This window comes from Acidobacteriota bacterium, assembly GCA_016208495.1.
Classification (GTDB): domain Bacteria; phylum Acidobacteriota; class Blastocatellia; order Chloracidobacteriales; family Chloracidobacteriaceae; genus JACQXX01.
The window spans coordinates 84,855-101,958 of the sequence record JACQXX010000060.1; the positions used below are offsets into that span (position 1 = coordinate 84,855).

Sequence of the window (17,104 nt, forward strand, 5' to 3'; positions counted from 1 at the left end):
CGACCCTGCGGGCCTCAAATCCTTATCCTGGCGCTTATGCCCCTATCCCCTATCCCCTATCCCCTATCCTCTATTCTCTTCCCCAGCTTGCAATCCCTCTGCCCCTTCCTCTACCCTTCCTGGTTTACCCCTGAATCACAATTTTTGACGATGTTTTGCAGGAAGTACCTTGATGAAATTTGAACTTGTTTCGCCCTATAAACCAACCGGAGATCAACCGCAGGCGATTGAAACTCTGGTTCGCAATGTTCAAGCTGGGAGTCCATCTCAAGTCTTACTCGGCATTACCGGCAGTGGTAAAACCTTCACGATTGCCAACATGATCGAACAACTCCAGCGCCCAACGCTGGTGATGGCCCATAACAAAACCCTGGCGGCACAGCTCTTTCAGGAATTTCGGGGATTTTTTCCGAAAAACGCGGTTGAGTACTTCGTCAGTTATTATGACTACTATCAGCCAGAAGCCTATGTCGCTTCGACTGATACATACATTGAAAAAGAAGCCACCATCAATGAAGAAATTGACCGGCTTCGGCTCTCAGCCACCCGGTCGGCCTTTGAGCGCCGCGATTTTGTGATTGTTTCTTCAGTTTCATCAATTTACGGGATTGGCGACCCGGATGCCTATTTTGGAATGTCGTTGTTTATTGAACCAGGTCAGGTCTTGAAACGCCAGGAACTCCTCAAGCGACTGGTTGAACTCCAGTATGACCGCAATGATGTTGATTTTGTCCGGGGTTCGTTTCGGGTTCGGGGTGATGTGGTCGAAATCTATCCAAGCTATTCGGAACAGGCAATTCGAGTTTCGTTTTGGGGTGACGAAATTGACACCATGAATGTCGTTGACCCGTTGCTGGGTGAAATCCTGGAACCAATCACCCACCGCTACCCGATTTATCCGAAATCGCACTACGTTATGCCCAAAGACGTGCTCAAACGGGCTGTCGTAACAATCAAAGAAGAACTCGAAACCTGGGAACCGCAACTCCTGGAAATGGGCAAACTGGTCGAGGCGCAACGGCTACGACAACGCACAATCTATGATCTGGAAATGATTCGCGAACTCGGTTTCTGTCGCGGGATTGAAAACTATTCACGGCATTTGACCGGTCGCCCGGCAGGTCAACCACCTCCCACGTTGTTTGACTATCTGCCAAAAGATACCCTGATTGTGGTGGATGAAAGCCACCAGTCAATTCCGCAAATTCGTGGAATGTATGAAGGCGACCGCTCACGCAAATCAACCCTGGTCGAATATGGCTTTCGATTGCCGTCCGCGATGGATAACCGCCCGCTCAAGTTTGCAGAATGGGAAAAACGAATTGGCCAGACCATTTTTGTGTCGGCCACGCCCGGTCCCTACGAGTTGCAAAAAACCGGCGGTGAAATCATCGAACAGATTATCCGCCCGACCGGGCTGCTTGATCCGCTGATTGATGTCCGCCCGGTGCGTGGTCAGATTGATGACTTGCTGCACGAAATCAGGCTGCGAACGGCCAAAAAACAGCGCGTGATTGTGACCACGCTGACCAAAAAAATGTCAGAGGACCTGACTGATTACTACCTTGATGTCGGGGTCAATGTCCGCTATCTCCATTCAGAAATTGAGACATTGGAACGCATTAAAATTTTGCGTGACCTGCGGCGCGGTGATTTTGATGTGTTGATTGGAATTAATTTGCTGCGTGAAGGGATGGACCTGCCTGAAGTCTCGCTGGTTGCGATTTTGGATGCCGACAAGGAAGGCTTTTTACGCAGTGAATCATCGCTGATTCAAATCATTGGCCGTGCCGCCCGTCATTCTGAAGGCCAGGCAATTCTCTATGCTGACAAAATGACCGACTCGATGCGGCGTGCCATCAATGTCACATTGTATCGGCGGGAAATCCAGGAACGCTACAACACCGAACACGGCATCACGCCCCAAACCATCATTAAACCGATTGAAGCCACACTGGTTACGGCTTATGAAGCCGATTACTTCAAAGTCCCGCTTGATCTCGACAAATTTGAGGAATACACACCGGAAAACCTCGACACGACCATCAAACAACTCGAACACGACATGCGCGAAGCCGCCAAAAAGCTGGAGTTTGAACGTGCCGCCGAGCTCCGCGACAAACTCAAATATCTGAAAGAACGGCAGGTACTGAGGAACGAAGGGTAGGGTTTGGGGTTTGGGGTTCGGGGTTCGGGGCAGAAAAGGACAAAAAGGACAAAAAGGACGAAAGAGACCAAAAGGACGAAAAGAAAATCAAATTCGAAGAACCCTGAACCCTGAACCCTGAACCCTGAACCCTGAACCCTGAACCCTGAACCCTGAACCCTGTGAACCCTAAAATGCCCTAGTCATCATCGTGGTCGCGGTCACGCCCGCGTGACCGGTCAGACTGGGGACTCGGAGCGGTCGAGACCGTCGCTTCGGGTCGAGCCATGGCTGAGTGGATGCCAGCCTCATGAACCAACCGTCCTCCCTGATGAGCAGCCAGCCCTAAAACACCGGCACAAACAACATAGGCCAGGAGGAAAACCACATGGGCGCCAATCCAGAGTGGTTGGGCAATGGTTTTCTTGAGGAGAACCGGCAGAAATGACAGTCCGGCAAACGTAGCGGTCAGCCCGAGAAATAACCATTGGGCCAGTTCAGCCAGGTCTTCGTGCCGTTCCAAAATGGCTTCGGCCTGGGCCAGATGCTCAACCGGCTCGGAGGCAGCTTCACCAGTCTGTACCGCCACGACCGCCGCAATGGTGCCAATCACCATCAAAACCAGCGCCGAAACAGTAAAGGCTTTGGCGCTCTTTTGAAAAATCAAACTCAGAACAATAAAAAGTGGCGCTACAAAGAGCAGCGCAATCGGGAAATGGATCACAATCGGATGTAACTCGCTCCAGGTGGGCAGTGATGGGAACATTTTTAGGGCCTCCGTTTATATTGAATTATGAATTATGAATTATGAATTACGAAAAGCTAAAACCTTGCTATTCAATCAGATAATTCATTTTCAAATATTCAATTGTCTTCTTTGCGGCTTGTGTTTTGAGTGTAGTGGGAGACACCTAAATACAGCATAAATGCAGACAAGCTAGCTCTATATTGACCAGCCATCGTGAATCAGGCCAACCACATACCATTCGTGGTTGAATTCTTCGAAAACAACTCTCAAGCTGCTCCAATCGCGGTAATCAATTGTCTTATCGCGACCTGGAACATAGTACTCAACAAAGATTCCCTGTGGGTAAATCTCCAAGACATTATTTACCGTGTTGCCTTCTCCAATCACCTGATTAAAAGCGATCTTGGGAGATTTCAGGTAATCCCGTTGATAGAGAAATTGCGAAAAGTACTGTTTCGGAGTCAGTCGAATTGACGCTCCGCTTCCATCTGACTCACCCCACGCATAGCGTTTCTGGATCGTGAAGAGGTTTTTCACCTGAGTTTGTGTAAAAACAATGTCAGATTGAGGATTTACATAAGCTGAAGGTGAAAACCGGACTCCTTTCTTTGGATGGACAAAGCTGGACAAGGCTTTCATGTCACGATCTCGAAGCGCGACCACAACAGCACGGGTGCGGTTACCAACAAGTTGTTCAACCTCTCTTGATGTCATCCGCTTGGTTTGAACCATAGCTGGTCGGACTTTTACCATTGCCGGGAGCGCAAGGTTCTGAACCAAACCTGTAATAAAAACCCCCAGGCAAACACTCACGCTGAGTTTTAAGTATCTGGTCATTCTGATTCTCCCTTGATTCACACGCCCGCCTGACAGATCATTGGGTTCACCTGAGCCAATTGCATTTCGAATGAACTTCATAATTTTTACTTCCCTTCGATATTAATTTCATACCTGTTCAATTTTGTCTTTGAAGCAGTCCTTGGCAATCCACATTCCAGAGCTGGACAGATACCTTTTTATGCCAGAATCCCACCAAGAAACCGGATATATCTCCAATCAGGTCCAGCGAGTGCTGATCTGGTTACTGGTCGCCAACGTGGCCGTCGTTATTGCCAAAGCCACCGCCGGATGGCTGGCCGGGTCCTTGAGCGTGATGAGCGATGCGGCACACTCGCTGACGGATTCACTCAACAACATCGCCGGGATTGTCCTCATTCGACTGGCAACTCGTCCAGCCGATTGGGATCACCCTTACGGACACAGCAAAATTGAACAAATCGGCGCCTTTGGAATCACTGGCCTGATGTGCCTCACGGCTTACGAGATTGGCCGCGAAGCCATCTCCGGCTGGTGGCGGGGTGAGATACCAGTGGTAAATATCTCAACGCTCACGCTTGGCGTGATGGTTGGCACACTGGCTATCAACATTGCCGTCGTGTGGTATGAACGCCGGGCTGGACAACGTCTGCAAAGCATTTTCCTGATTGCAGATGCCCAGCACACCATGAGCGATATTTATGTCACGATTGGAGTTTTATCAGGGCTGGTTTTTGTCAAACTGGGGTATGTCTGGATTGACCGCTTTGTCGCGCTGCTGGTGGTTTGCGCGATTGTCTATGGAGCATTCAATGTCGTGCGGGAGGCAGGCTCGGAATTGATGGATACGGTGGCGGTTGATGCGAAAAGTCTGGCTCAACTTGCGAGCGAACTTCCAGATGTGGTGGAGGTACGAGATGTCCGGTCACGAGGGCGTGGAATGTATGGATTTGTTGAATTAACCATTGTGGTTGATCATAACGACCTTCGCCGCGCCCATCGCTCAACAGAAGTTCTGGAAAACAACATCCGGCAAAAATACAACCTGCATACGGTGACCATTCATATCGAACCATCAGGGGAATGAAGAATAAAGAAGCCTTCTAGTGGTTAGTGGTTAGTGGTTAGTTTTTGGCTCTTGGTTCTTCTTCGAAAGTATTGATTTCTAACCACTAACCACTAACCACTTTTTTATTCTTCATTCTTCAGCGACGCCATATCAATCACAAAGCGGTACTTCACATCGCTTTTGAGGAGCCGTTCATACGCCTGATTGATTTGCTGAATTGAAATGAGTTCGATGTCGCTTGTGATGCTGTGTTCAGCGCAGAAATTGAGCATTTCCTGGGTTTCGACAATCCCACCAATGCCTGAACCAGCAAAGTTGCGGCGCGGCAGGATTAGATTGAAGGCACTGACCGGTAATGGATGTTCTGGCGCGCCGACCAGCACGAGCGTTCCATCCAGCTTGAGCAACTTGAGGTAGGCGTTGATGTCATGGTCAGCCGAGACGGTATCCAGAATAAAATCAAAGCGATTCTTGTGTTTTGCCATTTCATCCGGATTGGTTGAAATGATGACTTCGTCGGCGCCCAATCGGTGCGCATCAGTGGCTTTTCCGGGTGAAGTGGTAAACAGCGCTACATGAGCCCCAAAAGCATGGGCAAATTTGACGCCCATATGGCCAAGTCCGCCAAGCCCAACAATCCCAACCGTTTGGCCGGGGCCGACTTTCCAATGGCGAAGCGGCGAATAGGTGGTAATCCCCGCACACAGGAGTGGTGCCGTGGCGGCCAGATCAAGGGTTCCAGGAACTTTGAGAGTATAGGCTTCATCCACCACGATGCTTTCCGAGTAACCGCCAAAGGTAACTCCGCCCAGATGCCGGTCTTCGGAATTATAAGTAAAGATCGTTGTCTGCTCGCAATATTGCTCCAAACCCTTCTGACAGCTTGGGCAGGTGCGGCACGAATCAACCATACACCCGACAGCCGCCAGATCGCCTTCCTGAAATTTTGTCACGGCAGAGCCGACTTTCACGACTCGACCGACAATTTCGTGACCCGGTACACAAGGGTAAACCGTGTTGTGCCATTCATTTCGCGCCTGATGAAGGTCAGAATGACAAACACCGCAATAGAGAATCTCAATCACCACGTCCTGTGCCAGCGGTTCGCGACGTGTCAGAGTAAACGGTGACAGGGCTGAGGTGGCTGATTGGGCAGCATAGGCTCTGGCAACAGCGGCGCGTGGTGATGAATGAGTATGAGTCGAAGACGTAGACATAACAGAATCTCCTTGAAAAGCGGTGAAGCCCGGCCTTACCTGCCAAACTTCAAATATTGATAGTTGTCGTGGTTTTTGTGTTTATTTAGATATGCTCATCATCAAAATGGGCTGGCAGTTGGGCGAACAATGATTTCGCTCACATCAACGTCATCAGGTTGGGAAATAGCAAAGGCAATCGCCCGGGCAATCGCTTCAGCCGGAATGGCGATTTTCCGAAAGACGGTCATTCCCTGACGGGCTTCCGCATCTGAAATGCTCTCTGCCAGTTCTGATTCAGTCACTCCAGGAGAAATAACTGTGACCCGAATGTTGTCAACTTCCTGGCGCAACCCGTCAGAAATAGCCCCTACGGCAAACTTGGTCGCACAATACACCGCACCCGTCGGAACCACCGCGTGACCACCAATTGACGAAACATTGATGACCTGACCAAATCCCTGTTCTCGCATGATTGGCAAAGCAGCCGCGATACCGTGCAAAACGCCTCGAATGTTGACATCAATCATCTGATTCCATTCGTCAACCTTGAGAGCTTCCAGCCTGGAAAGTGGCATGACTCCAGCGTTGTTGACAATAACATCAACTTGCCCAAAAGTTTGGCGGGCAAATTTGACGAATTCATCCACATCCTCGCGTTGGGTAACATCCAGCCGGCGGGAAACGGCTGATCCATCGGCACTTTTGATTTCCGCCACCAGGGATTCGAGTCGGTCTGTGCGACGAGCACCCAACACGACATGAGCACCACGGCGAGCCAGCAACCGGGCCGTTGCTTCGCCGATGCCGCTGCTGGCACCCGTAATGACAACCACTTTACCTTCGATTCCAGATTTTCCATTGATTTCTGACATGATGAAACTCCTTGATTTTGGGGTTGAGCCCGGCGCGGTTGAGCACCAGAGCAGGAACAATCGTGTTGTACAGTGGGCATATCGTAGCGAGTGGTCGGTCAAAAGCGGTAGACAAATGCTGGCGGATCCTTGCCTGATCCTGCAAAGTTCGGTATGTGCTATAGACACCAAAGCCAGAAGCGGGTAAACCAGGAAAACCACACTTCCCAGGGGGAAAAGCGATGTCAGTTCAGATTCTTTCAGACACAGCGTTGGAGCAATCTTTCCAGGAAAAGCGACTCGAACTCGCCGCCTTGATTGAACGATTCACCAGCCAGGATGGGGCTCACCAAACGGCAATCACACCATTGTGTTTGTTTCGTGCTTCGAGCCCATCCGAACCAGTCCACGCGGTGTATGAACCGGCATTATGTCTGGTTGCCCAGGGTGCCAAAGAAGTCCTGCTGGCTGATGAATTGTACCGCTATGATCAGGCAAACTACCTGCTGGTTGCGGTTGACCTGCCAATTGTCGGCCAGGTGATCGAAGCCCGGCCAGAGGTGCCCTACCTGGGCTTGCGTCTGAATCTGGACCCACGTGAAATCAATGCCCTGATGATCGAAGCCGGTATTCCGGCACCAGCCAGCCCAGGTTCTGGACGCGGTCTGACCGTCAGTCGGATCGAACCCCAATTACTCGATGCGGTGGTTCGGATGGTTCGACTCCTGGAAACACCGCAGGACATTCGCCTGCTGATGCCGCTGATTATGCGGGAAATTTTGTACCGGCTGCTCACAGGTGAACAAAGCACCCAGTTGCGCCAGATTGCCCTGGCCAACAGCCAGACCCAGCGTATCGCCAAAGTCATCAACTGGCTCAAGTTTAATTATGACAAGCCGTTACGGATTGAGAACATCGCCCGTGAAGTCAATATGAGCCCGTCGGCGCTCCATCATCATTTCAAAGCCGTCACTGCCATGAGTCCGCTTCAATACCAGAAGCAGATTCGACTCCAGGAAGCCCGCCGCCTGATGTTGAGCGAAGCCCTGGATGCCGCCACAGCGAGCTTCAACGTCGGATATGAAAGCCCCTCACAATTTAGCCGTGAATACAGCCGACTGTTTGGCGCCCCGCCGCAACGTGACATTGCCCGGCTGCGGAGCGCATCGTAGGATCGGGTTCCGGGTTCCGGGTTCCGGGTTCCGGGTTCCGGGTTCCGGGTTCCGGGTTCCGGGTTCCGGGTTCCGGGTCTTGTCATTACCCAAATTTTTTTGACTTGCCTCTAAACCTCAGCAAATTTAAAGAGTTACTGAAATTGTTTTTCGGCTATTGTCTGAGTTGACCACTGATTATCCTGAAAATCCCAGAACCCAGAATCAACAACTTACAAATTCCGGGTTCCGGGTTCCGGGTTCCGGGTTCCGGGTTCCGGGTTCCGGGTTCTTCGAAGGTATTGATTTATAAGCACCTGGCACTCAGACATTCTTCATTCTTCATTCTTCATTCTTCATTTTCCCACCCGCTGACGCAGGTGGTACTGACTTCTTCATTCCTTCTATGCGTCGTACGACCGAAGCCGATTTTCGCCAACTCTTTGAACATTCGCAGGATGGGATGTACTTCATGTTCTTTGATGGAGGAACGGGCATTCCCTGGGCAGCAACTGCCTCGGATGAGCAAAAGCGACTCTGGATCGAACATACCCTGAACAATCTGCGCATGACTGAAGTGAATCAGGTGATGGCGACAATGTTCGGCTTTTCACAACCAGATGAACTGTATGGCGTGGCAATTAAACACTTCTTTGCTGATTCCGATACCGTTGGGGAGCAACTGACGCGGTTTTTTGATCAGGGCCGTATGACGGCCACGACCAGGGAAAAGACCCGAACGGGTGAAATTCTCTGGATCGAAGGTCATCACCTGTGCCTGTATGATAACAACCGGTTGGTGGGCGTCTGCGGTATCCAACGTGACATCACCCAACGCCACGAACGCGAAGCCGAAATCGCCCGCCGGACTGAAGAACTCCATACACTGCAGTCAATGAGCACGATTTTGAGCACCACACTGGATGCCAACGTCATCATGCAATTGATTTTGGAACGAGCGGTGAACCTGCTCGGAGCTGATGGCGGGTCACTCTGCCGCTACAACTGGGAAAAAGACGAAGAACTGGTGGCACTGGCGATTGGGGTTGATAAACCAGTCGAAGGCTTGAGAATTCCGATCTCAGAAAGTGAAAGTGGACGGGTAGCCCAAAAACGCCGCCCCGGAATTTTCCCCTGGGAACATCACCATCGTGAAGGCTATAAACCCGCCATTGAGCTGCTGCCTCCGAAACACACGATTATGTCGCCGATGATTGCCCGCGACCGGGTGGTGGGTTCCTTGATTTTAAGCCGCCGACTCAACCGCCCGCCGTTTGTCGAACGTGATCTGTCGCTGCTCTCCACGCTGGCCGAACAAATGGCGATGGCACTTGATAATGCCGAATTGTATGAAGCCGTCGCGGCCTCTGAGGAACGCTATCGCTCGACACTCAATAACCTGGTTGAAGTCGTGTACAGCCGCGGCCCATTGCCGGATTTTGAAATGGTTTTGATCAGCCCCAGCATTGAGCGCCTCATTGGTCACCCGGCTTCAGAATTTTCTTCCCGGCCAAATCTGATTCTGGAGCTGGTTCATCCTGACGATCAGCCGGATGTTCAAACAAAACTCACCGGGTTGTTTGAAAACGGAATTGAATTTATCGCCGAATACCGCATCCAAAATGACCAGACCGGCACCTGGTGCTGGGTGCGCGACCACCTCCGGCCTCGTTTTGGCATCGCTCAACAGATTGTCGGCTATGACGGTGTGCTGGTTGACATTACCGAACGCCGCCAACTCGAAGCCGATATTGCCCTGGCCCGAGATCGCGCTGAAGAAGCCAACCGCCTGAAATCGGAATTTCTGTCCAATATCTCACACGAACTGCGCACGCCGCTCCACGGCATCCTGAGCTACGCCCGGTTTGGACTCAAACGGTATGACAAAGTCGAACGCGAAAAGCTGCGAACCTATTTTGATGAGATCCGCGATAGCGGCGAGCACCTGCTTGGATTGATCAACGACCTGCTCGATTTATCCAAAATTGAAGCTGGTAAGATGGATTTTGAGTTTCAACCACTCCCGATTGGACATATTGTGGATGGCGTCTATTCCAAACTGGTCCATCTGGTTGAAAGCAAAAATATTGATTTTGTCTGCCCTCCAATCCCTGAAGAATGGATCGTCGAAGGCGATCAAACCAAACTCCTGCGGGTCTTTATCAATCTGGTGGGAAATTCGGTGAAATTTACTCCGGCTGGAGGAAAAATCATCCTCAATGCCGAGGAAGTCACCCCGGCAAGCTATTGTATTTCCGTTTCCGATACCGGCCAGGGGATTCCACCGGAAGACCTGGAGCATATTTTTGACAAATTTGCCCAAAGTCGCCACGATCCAACCCATCATTTCAGCGGTACAGGGCTAGGACTGGCAATTTGCCGTGAAATTATCGCCATCCACGGAGGCCGCATCTGGGCCGAAAGTCCAGGATTGGGCCAGGGCAGCACGTTTTACTTCACGCTCCCGAAAACACGCCCTGAAAATGCAAAGTAACCCAGTTCAGGGGTCAGTCTTTGAAAAGACAGCCAGGACAAAAGGGACAAAAAAGAGCAAAATCCGAAAATCCTGAGAACCCTGAACCCTGAACCCTGAACCCTCATCTTATGCCACTCCCCAAAATCCTGATTGTTGACGACAATGCCAAAAACCGGGCCATCTGCGAAGAAATCCTGATGGACGAATATGAACTCTGTCACGCCGTGGATGGAATCGAAGCCCTGGAAAAAGTTCCGGTGTTTCAACCTGATTTGATTCTGCTGGATCTGATGATGCCCCGCATGGATGGGTATGAAGTCTGCCGCCGCCTGAAATCAGACCCGCATACCACCAATATGATGATCGTTTGTGTGTCGGCAAAGGGACAGACGGCGGAAATTGTTGAAGGATTTCAGGCCAAAGCGGATGATTATATTGTGAAACCGTTCAGCGAAGAGGAGTTACTGGCCCGAGTCCGGGCGGCGCTTCGACTGAAATTGACTCAGGATGAATTAAAGCGGGTCAATTCCAATCTTGAAGAAATCGTCGCCAAACGCACCACCCAGTTGATTGAAGCCGAACGACTGGCCGTGATTGGCCGCAATGTTGCCCAAATGGCGCATAACTTTCGTGGGGCACTCACCACCATCACCCTTTCAGCTCAACTAGGTGCAGCCGGTGTTGGTGAACCCAATGAGCATTTCAGTCGGGTGGAACGTTCGGCCCAAAACATCATCAAAGTCATCGCCACCACACTGACCCGCATCAAGCAGAAGGAAACAATTCATCCCGAGCCGACGGATATCAATGCGATTTTGCAGTCTATTCAGGAATTTCTCGACCTTGACGCCCGCTATAAAACCTGTCAGGAAAAGTCATTTACCCTGGCTGAAGGGTTACCTTCGGTGACAGGTATCCCGAGTGATTTTCAGCAAATTTTTGAGAATTTGATCTACAATGCGCTTGATGCCATGGAGGAAAGTGCCCGACGCACACTGCATGTGCGGAGTTACTGGAATCAAGCTGAATCAGCCGTGGTGGTCGAAGTCAAAGACAGCGGGAGCGGGATTACCAAAGCCAATCTGGCCCGGATTTTTGATCCGCTCTTTACCACCAAATCAAGCGGAACCGGTTTAGGATTGGCCAGTTGTCAGCAATTGCTGGAAACATATGGCGGATGTATTCGGGTTGAGAGCATCCTCGATGAAGGTTCCACCTTCACGGTTTTGTTACCCGTGAAGGAATGAAGAATGAAGAATGTGGTTAGTTTTTAGTGGTTAGTGATTAGTGGTTAGTGGTTAGTTTTTGGTTTTTGATTTTTCTTCGAAAGTATTGATTTCTAACCACTAACCACTAACCACTAGATAGTTTCTTCATTCTTCATTCTTCATTCACTGGTTGGGGGTATGATGGACCAACATTTGAAAAAGACATTTCAGATTCTTGAGGAAAAAGCTGCCACCCGGTGTGATATCTGCCACCAGGCGGATTTGTTTGACCCGATTTCCGGAACGTGCCAGCGGTGCGAGCCGATTGCCACTGTGGCGCTGGCCCAGCTTGCCGAAGAACAGGCTGAAAATTTCCATCCCGAACCAACCCCAGTCCAAACCCCGCCCCCAGTTGTTACATCCCCATTAGCCACCTACCACCCAACGCTCTCAGCGCGTGACCGCTGGCTGATTTTGCGCGAAGCATTTGGACTCTATCACGATCATTTCCATACATTTCTGAACCTTACTCTCCGAATTGAAGCCCCGCTGGTGGCAGTTTTTCTGATGGTGGCGTTATTTCCTTCAAAACTACTCTGGCCAGTCGTTTTGCTTCTGGGGATTGTACTTTCGTTGTTTCCAATCAAGGAAATGCGGGATGGCAGCATTATCTGTGCTGTTTTTGACAGCCTGCCAGATCGCTTTCCCAGCGTCGAGCGAGCGATTCAATTTGCCAATCGTCGCAACCGTCAACATCTGTGGTCGATGTGGAAGGTCAAAGCCCAGCGGTTGCTAGCTGCGGCAGCCGGTTTTTTCTTGACGACAATCTTTATTGGTTTGATTTTAGGTCATTTGGCTGGCCCGATCCCAATGGGCATACTGACGATATTTTTTGGATTTTGGTTTTCGTGGCTGGTGCTTTCACACAATGCTTTTTATCGGCAAATCATTGTGCTGGAAGGACGTTCGGCTGAAGAAGCCTGCCGTCGAAGCAATTGGCTGACAGACCATAATCTAAAATGGATTTCGTTTTTGAATGAAGTGAACTGGCTGGGAATGTTGCTGGTGGCGTTTTTGGGTCTGGCACCTGGAATCAAAACAATTGCAGTTGGCTGGCTCGCGTTATGTAGTCCGGTGGCATTCGGAGTTTTTGCCGGAATCCACCCCGTATGGTTTGTGGCCTTGATGGCGCTGAAAATCCTGATCACCCCTCTTCTGACCATTACTGAAACCCTGTCTTATCTGGTGCTCCGGCGGCGGGCGGAAGGCATGCAGTTCCAGTTTCAATACACCAAAGATGAAGACGAGCGTCTAAAGGAATTTATCACTCAGGCCACCAGAAACCTGCCACCAATAGAATGAAGAATGAAAAAAGCGGTTAGTTTTGGTTCTTGGTTCTTCTTCGAAAGTATTGATTTCTAACCACTAACCACTAACCACTAACCACTAACCACTAACCACTAACCACTAACCGCTTTCTCAATATCTTCATTCTCAATTCTTCATCTGACTCTCCAACCGCCGAACGCCTCCTGCTATCACCAGCCATGGGATTTTATGGACTGATTCAACTCCCCAAAGGTGTTGCAGAAACTGAGGAAACTGCCAGATGTGTGGTGACTTGTCCGCACCATAGGACCACTGTTCAAACTCCCGCCAGTATGCCCAGAGTGTCAATCCAGGGCCTCGCTGCTCTGGGGGCACGGTCCAGGCTCGATAATCCAGGCGATAGGCAAATGAAACCAGATGTTGGTTCAACTCCGCCAGCACGGCCTCTGGAACCTCAACCCCAAGCAACCAGGCCAGATACCCCAGCGTGTCGCGTAACGGCAGCACCAGCCCCATTCGAGTCGCCTGCTGGACTAACCGATTCCAATCAATTGTCGAATGCTCCAGGATCACAACGGCATCAGCCAGCCAGCGAAGCGGAGGCACCGGATTCCAACGCGCTCCGTGGACACATACATGCAGAAACTGGTCTGTGGGATTGAGCACTTTGACTGGAACGCCGCCCACTTTGGCGGGTTCAGCCAGTTGCCAAAAGGGATCATCAACTTCAACTCGACAATTTTCAAAAAAGAGATTCCAGTGCAGGTCGCATTCGGTGCCATCGCTTTTTCGAAAAACCTGCGCGTGTGGTGCGCGGAAACCAGGCGTCCAGCCAGCCTGACCAAGCAGTTCAATGGCCTGATTGGCGCTCTGGCGCGGAACCAGTACATCAAAATCTCCCATTGGCCGCAAGCCGAAGTTCTCGTAATATCTTGTAATCAAAGCCGTTCCTTTTAAAACAATCGGTTCGATACCCGCCTGTTGGAACATCTTGAGAACTGGGGTCATCCCGTGCAAGAGCGTCTGATTTTTGACCCAGGTATGGCGGTGGATTCCTTTCATCACCTGCAACCAGGGATGCTCAACCCCCAACGCTTTCAAATTTTGGTAGAGCAATGGCAGCAACCGAAACGAGCCATCATCCAGCGTCTGTAAGTCAACTTTCGCACACCAGGCTTCCCAGGCAGCACGCGCTGGATCTCCTTTGAGCAAAGCAGCTTGCAACAGCAATTCCTGCTCCGGGTTGGGACGATGGGTTTTGAGGTGAGATGGAAATGGCGGCTGAGGCATGGTTTGAGGGTCCGCGGGAAGATGACAAATGACAAGGTGACAAGGTGACAAGATGACAAGATGACAAGGTGCCAAATGACAAGNNNNGGTGACAAATGACAAGGTGACAAGATGACAAGATGACAAGGTGACAAATGACAAGATAATCCCATTTTGGAATGAAGCCATCGTATCAGAGAACAGTTAAGTTATTTGATCGAATAGAGTTAGTGGACTATTGACTACGAGCTACTGACTACAAACTGGTATAACAAGGTGACGAAGTGGTCAAAAATTGACTGGCAATCAGATTGTCACCTTGTCATTTGTCACCTTGTCACCTTGTCATCTTGTCATTTGTCACCTTGTCATCTTGTCATCTTGTCATCACATCTGGACGCGACGACGGTCAAGAACGCCTTTCAGCATTTTGACATAATCACTTCGTGAATCCCGCTCGCGGAGCGTCAGGTTGGTGGTGTGCAACCGGCGGCGCATCACGACGTCATTGAGCATCAACATTTTGAGTCCAGCATCGGTCGCCCGGCTGTGCCAGTCAATAAAATCTCCCAGCTTTTGGACTGGATTCAGCAACCCAACCCGAAAAAAGGATTCGCGTTTGATCAACATTGTTCCAGGAAGGAATCCTGGCATCGGGTCTGGTGGGCACTTTAAGCGGTTTTTTACTTCATCACTGAGTTCTGGACTGACAAACTGCTGAACGTGCCCAAAGACCGCATCAAGGTCTGGATCTTGTTCAAACGCAGAGAGTTGAAGTCTCAATTTGTGTTGAGTCCACACATCATCGGCATCCAGAAATGCCAGCCAGTTACCGGTTGCCGCCAGGATTCCAGTGTTGCGAGCAGCCCCTGGCCCAGCCTGCGGTTGAGACACCAAATGTACCTGTGGAAACCCAGCCACAACCTCAGGACTGCGATCAGTTGAACCATCATCAACCACAATGATTTCAAGCGGTTGATATGCTTGATCAAGCACGCTTTGGATAGCTTCGACCAGATAGCCTTCACCGTTATAAACCGGAATGACCACGCTGATGAGTGACGGATTTGGTTTGAGAAGTGAAGGAATTTCAGTCATGTCGTTTGCGAAGAATTGAGCGACGAAGTGCGGCGAGCATATTCTGGTTATTTTCGGTCGTGGTGAGCGAAAGGTTGGTTGAATGAATCCGCTTGTGAAGCAACACTTGAGGAATCACTGCTTTGGCAAGCCCCAAATCAGAAACGCGCGCAAACCAGTCAAGATCTTCTCCGGTTGAAAGCGCGGTGTCAAACAAACCTACGTGCGCAAACACTTTTGGTCGAACCATCAGGGTTTCCATAATCTGGCCCACCTGATCACCTACCAGCCACGACTTGCGAAAACCCGGCGGCGGCGACTCACCCGGCTCAAGGAAAAATCTCATATGGGTGAGTGAAAAGTCCACTTCTGGATGATCAACCATAAACGTGACCTGAGTTTCCAGCTTGTCAGGTGTCCATAAGTCATCGTGTGACAAAAAGGCAATCAATTCTCCTCGGGCCAATTGGATCCCGCAATTGTAGGCATCACCAATTCCCTTCCCAGCCTGCAAATGGTATCTGACCTGGGAGAAAGAGCGGGCAATGTCAGCCGTCCGGTCGGTTGAGCGACCATCAATCACCAGTATCTCAAATGGGTCAAGCGTTTGTTTTCTAATACTTTGCAATGCCTGCTCCAGAAATCGCTCACCATTTCTGACAGCCACGATGACGCTCACAGGTGGATAATTCATGTGGGTGCTCCAAATGTGAATTATGAATTATGAATTATGAATTATGAATCCTTCCCAGAAGGGATCAATATTGCCCATGTGACATGATATTGCTGGGTTCCTTGTTCATCGCACAGTGTGGTCAAAGTCGAAATTTCATAATTCATAATTCATAACTCATACTTTGTTCTACGGCGGCGATCCAGCGAACGCTTGACCGCCATCAGTAAATACCGGTCCCGAGCAGCTTTATCACTGGTTAGATTCGTGTCGTGAATCCGGTAAAAGAGTGAAATTTCCGAATGATTGACAAGTTTGACATCAGCTTCTCGGGCACGAACCAGCCAGTCCACATCTTCACTGTGCCGCAATTCAGGATCAAACCTCCCGACTCGATCAAAAACTGACCGGCGAATCAGCATGCTTCCGACGTTGACCGACGCCCAGGGCTCGGAAAATGGTTCAAAGCGACGTGAGGTAGCATCCATCAACCGCCAGAGTTGAACCTGCCCGACAACAATTTCAGTCTCTGGGTTTGCATCAAGCACTGAAAGCTGAGTTTGGAGCTTGTCGGGCGGCCAGACATCATCCGCATCCAGAAAACCAATCACCGTTCCCTGAGCGGCATTGATTCCAGTATTGCGGGCAGTGGCTGGACCGCTGTTTGGTTGCTGAATCAATCGGACTCCAGCAAATGACTGCGCAATCGCCGCTGAATCATCGGTTGAACCATCGTCCACAACAATGATTTCAAAGGGTTTAATGCTTTGAGATTGAAGACTGGTCAGCGCTTCGGCCAGATATGGTGCAGCGTTGTACATCGGTACAATAACACTTACCGTGAATTGATCTTGCGGCATATCCACAAACAGGAGTCTTTCAGTTGGGAGATTCAGGGTGCAAAGTTGAAAAATTTAGACGAGATAGCGCATGCTGGGAAGTGAAAAGTTCATCAATAAAGGTTATTACGATTTATGATATACTGATCCTTCTTTAAAAAGGAGGCTCAAAGATGGGAAACTTAAGATACAGCGAAATCAAGAAGAACCCAATCAAGGTATTGGATTGGACAAGCTTACTGCCGGAGGAATT

General features: G+C 50.2%; 15 protein-coding genes. 7 read left to right on the top strand and 8 right to left on the bottom strand.

Annotation, left to right across the window (positions count from 1 at the left end; translation table 11 throughout):
• Nucleotides 1-172: 172 nt before the first annotated feature.
• On the top strand, nucleotides 173-2,167 hold the full coding sequence (gene uvrB, locus HY774_11230) for an excinuclease ABC subunit UvrB (protein MBI4749053.1): 1,995 nt from the start codon (nucleotides 173-175) through the stop codon (nucleotides 2,165-2,167).
• 178 nt (nucleotides 2,168-2,345) lie between these two features.
• On the opposite strand, the gene HY774_11235 is transcribed toward uvrB, so the two are convergent.
• Together HY774_11235 and HY774_11240 are read right to left on the bottom strand one after the other, a co-directional pair.
• Entirely contained in the window at nucleotides 2,346-2,912 is a 567-nt protein-coding gene (locus HY774_11235) for a hypothetical protein (GenBank protein ID MBI4749054.1), read from the bottom strand.
• A 177-nt stretch (nucleotides 2,913-3,089) separates the two neighbouring features.
• Nucleotides 3,090-3,731: a hypothetical protein gene (locus HY774_11240; protein ID MBI4749055.1), complete on the bottom strand. Its 642-nt coding sequence runs from the start codon at nucleotides 3,729-3,731 to the stop codon at nucleotides 3,090-3,092.
• A 181-nt stretch (nucleotides 3,732-3,912) separates the two neighbouring features.
• On the opposite strand from HY774_11240, the gene HY774_11245 reads away from it, so the two are divergent.
• A complete protein-coding gene (locus tag HY774_11245; protein MBI4749056.1) occupies nucleotides 3,913-4,797 on the top strand; it encodes a cation transporter in 885 nt (294 codons plus the stop codon).
• 104 nt (nucleotides 4,798-4,901) lie between these two features.
• On the opposite strand, the gene HY774_11250 is transcribed toward HY774_11245, so the two are convergent.
• Both HY774_11250 and HY774_11255 read right to left on the bottom strand, forming a co-directional pair.
• On the bottom strand, nucleotides 4,902-5,996 hold the full coding sequence (locus tag HY774_11250; protein ID MBI4749057.1) for an NAD(P)-dependent alcohol dehydrogenase: 1,095 nt from the start codon (nucleotides 5,994-5,996) through the stop codon (nucleotides 4,902-4,904).
• A 101-nt stretch (nucleotides 5,997-6,097) separates the two neighbouring features.
• Entirely contained in the window at nucleotides 6,098-6,850 is a 753-nt protein-coding gene (locus HY774_11255; GenBank protein MBI4749058.1) for an SDR family oxidoreductase, read from the bottom strand.
• Between HY774_11255 and HY774_11260 the strand changes: the two genes are divergently transcribed.
• From HY774_11260 to HY774_11280, 5 genes are all read left to right on the top strand, one after another.
• Nucleotides 6,849-7,037 (top strand): hypothetical protein, encoded by a 189-nt coding sequence (locus HY774_11260; GenBank protein ID MBI4749059.1) that lies wholly within the window; start codon nucleotides 6,849-6,851, stop codon nucleotides 7,035-7,037. The two genes, HY774_11255 and HY774_11260, sit on opposite strands and share 2 nt — an antisense overlap.
• Before the next feature lie 34 nt (nucleotides 7,038-7,071).
• Nucleotides 7,072-8,001 (top strand): AraC family transcriptional regulator, encoded by a 930-nt coding sequence (locus HY774_11265; protein ID MBI4749060.1) that lies wholly within the window; start codon nucleotides 7,072-7,074, stop codon nucleotides 7,999-8,001.
• A 385-nt stretch (nucleotides 8,002-8,386) separates the two neighbouring features.
• Nucleotides 8,387-10,474, top strand: coding sequence for a PAS domain S-box protein (locus HY774_11270; protein ID MBI4749061.1), 2,088 nt, complete (start codon nucleotides 8,387-8,389; stop codon nucleotides 10,472-10,474).
• A gap of 110 nt (nucleotides 10,475-10,584) precedes the next feature.
• Complete coding sequence (locus HY774_11275) at nucleotides 10,585-11,703, top strand: response regulator (GenBank protein MBI4749062.1); 1,119 nt, start codon at nucleotides 10,585-10,587, stop codon at nucleotides 11,701-11,703.
• Between the two features lie 159 nt (nucleotides 11,704-11,862).
• On the top strand, nucleotides 11,863-13,026 hold the full coding sequence (locus HY774_11280; protein MBI4749063.1) for a hypothetical protein: 1,164 nt from the start codon (nucleotides 11,863-11,865) through the stop codon (nucleotides 13,024-13,026).
• A 132-nt stretch (nucleotides 13,027-13,158) separates the two neighbouring features.
• Here HY774_11280 and HY774_11285 read toward each other — a convergent pair whose 3' ends face one another.
• From HY774_11285 to HY774_11300, 4 genes are all read right to left on the bottom strand, one after another.
• Complete coding sequence (locus HY774_11285) at nucleotides 13,159-14,283, bottom strand: nucleotidyltransferase family protein (protein MBI4749064.1); 1,125 nt, start codon at nucleotides 14,281-14,283, stop codon at nucleotides 13,159-13,161.
• A gap of 366 nt (nucleotides 14,284-14,649) precedes the next feature.
• Nucleotides 14,650-15,360, bottom strand: a complete 711-nt coding sequence (locus HY774_11290; protein MBI4749065.1) for a glycosyltransferase family 2 protein — start codon at nucleotides 15,358-15,360, stop codon at nucleotides 14,650-14,652.
• Nucleotides 15,353-16,033, bottom strand: coding sequence for a glycosyltransferase (locus tag HY774_11295; GenBank protein MBI4749066.1), 681 nt, complete (start codon nucleotides 16,031-16,033; stop codon nucleotides 15,353-15,355). Before HY774_11295 ends, HY774_11290 begins: the two co-directional genes overlap by 8 nt.
• A 149-nt stretch (nucleotides 16,034-16,182) precedes the next feature.
• A complete protein-coding gene (locus HY774_11300; protein MBI4749067.1) occupies nucleotides 16,183-16,872 on the bottom strand; it encodes a glycosyltransferase family 2 protein in 690 nt (229 codons plus the stop codon).
• Between the last annotated feature and the right edge of the window lie 232 nt (nucleotides 16,873-17,104).

Coding starts and splice junctions, on each gene's coding strand:
- uvrB (MBI4749053.1), top strand. CDS start 173: ATGAAATTTGAACTTGTTTCGCCCTATAAACCAACCGGAGATCAACCG.
- HY774_11235 (MBI4749054.1), bottom strand. CDS start 2,912: ATGTTCCCATCACTGCCCACCTGGAGCGAGTTACATCCGATTGTGATC.
- HY774_11240 (MBI4749055.1), bottom strand. CDS start 3,731: ATGACCAGATACTTAAAACTCAGCGTGAGTGTTTGCCTGGGGGTTTTT.
- HY774_11245 (MBI4749056.1), top strand. CDS start 3,913: ATGCCAGAATCCCACCAAGAAACCGGATATATCTCCAATCAGGTCCAG.
- HY774_11250 (MBI4749057.1), bottom strand. CDS start 5,996: ATGTCTACGTCTTCGACTCATACTCATTCATCACCACGCGCCGCTGTT.
- HY774_11260 (MBI4749059.1), top strand. CDS start 6,849: ATGATGAAACTCCTTGATTTTGGGGTTGAGCCCGGCGCGGTTGAGCAC.
- HY774_11255 (MBI4749058.1), bottom strand. CDS start 6,850: ATGTCAGAAATCAATGGAAAATCTGGAATCGAAGGTAAAGTGGTTGTC.
- HY774_11265 (MBI4749060.1), top strand. CDS start 7,072: ATGTCAGTTCAGATTCTTTCAGACACAGCGTTGGAGCAATCTTTCCAG.
- HY774_11270 (MBI4749061.1), top strand. CDS start 8,387: ATGCGTCGTACGACCGAAGCCGATTTTCGCCAACTCTTTGAACATTCG.
- HY774_11275 (MBI4749062.1), top strand. CDS start 10,585: ATGCCACTCCCCAAAATCCTGATTGTTGACGACAATGCCAAAAACCGG.
- HY774_11280 (MBI4749063.1), top strand. CDS start 11,863: ATGATGGACCAACATTTGAAAAAGACATTTCAGATTCTTGAGGAAAAA.
- HY774_11285 (MBI4749064.1), bottom strand. CDS start 14,283: ATGCCTCAGCCGCCATTTCCATCTCACCTCAAAACCCATCGTCCCAAC.
- HY774_11290 (MBI4749065.1), bottom strand. CDS start 15,360: ATGACTGAAATTCCTTCACTTCTCAAACCAAATCCGTCACTCATCAGC.
- HY774_11295 (MBI4749066.1), bottom strand. CDS start 16,033: ATGAATTATCCACCTGTGAGCGTCATCGTGGCTGTCAGAAATGGTGAG.
- HY774_11300 (MBI4749067.1), bottom strand. CDS start 16,872: ATGCCGCAAGATCAATTCACGGTAAGTGTTATTGTACCGATGTACAAC.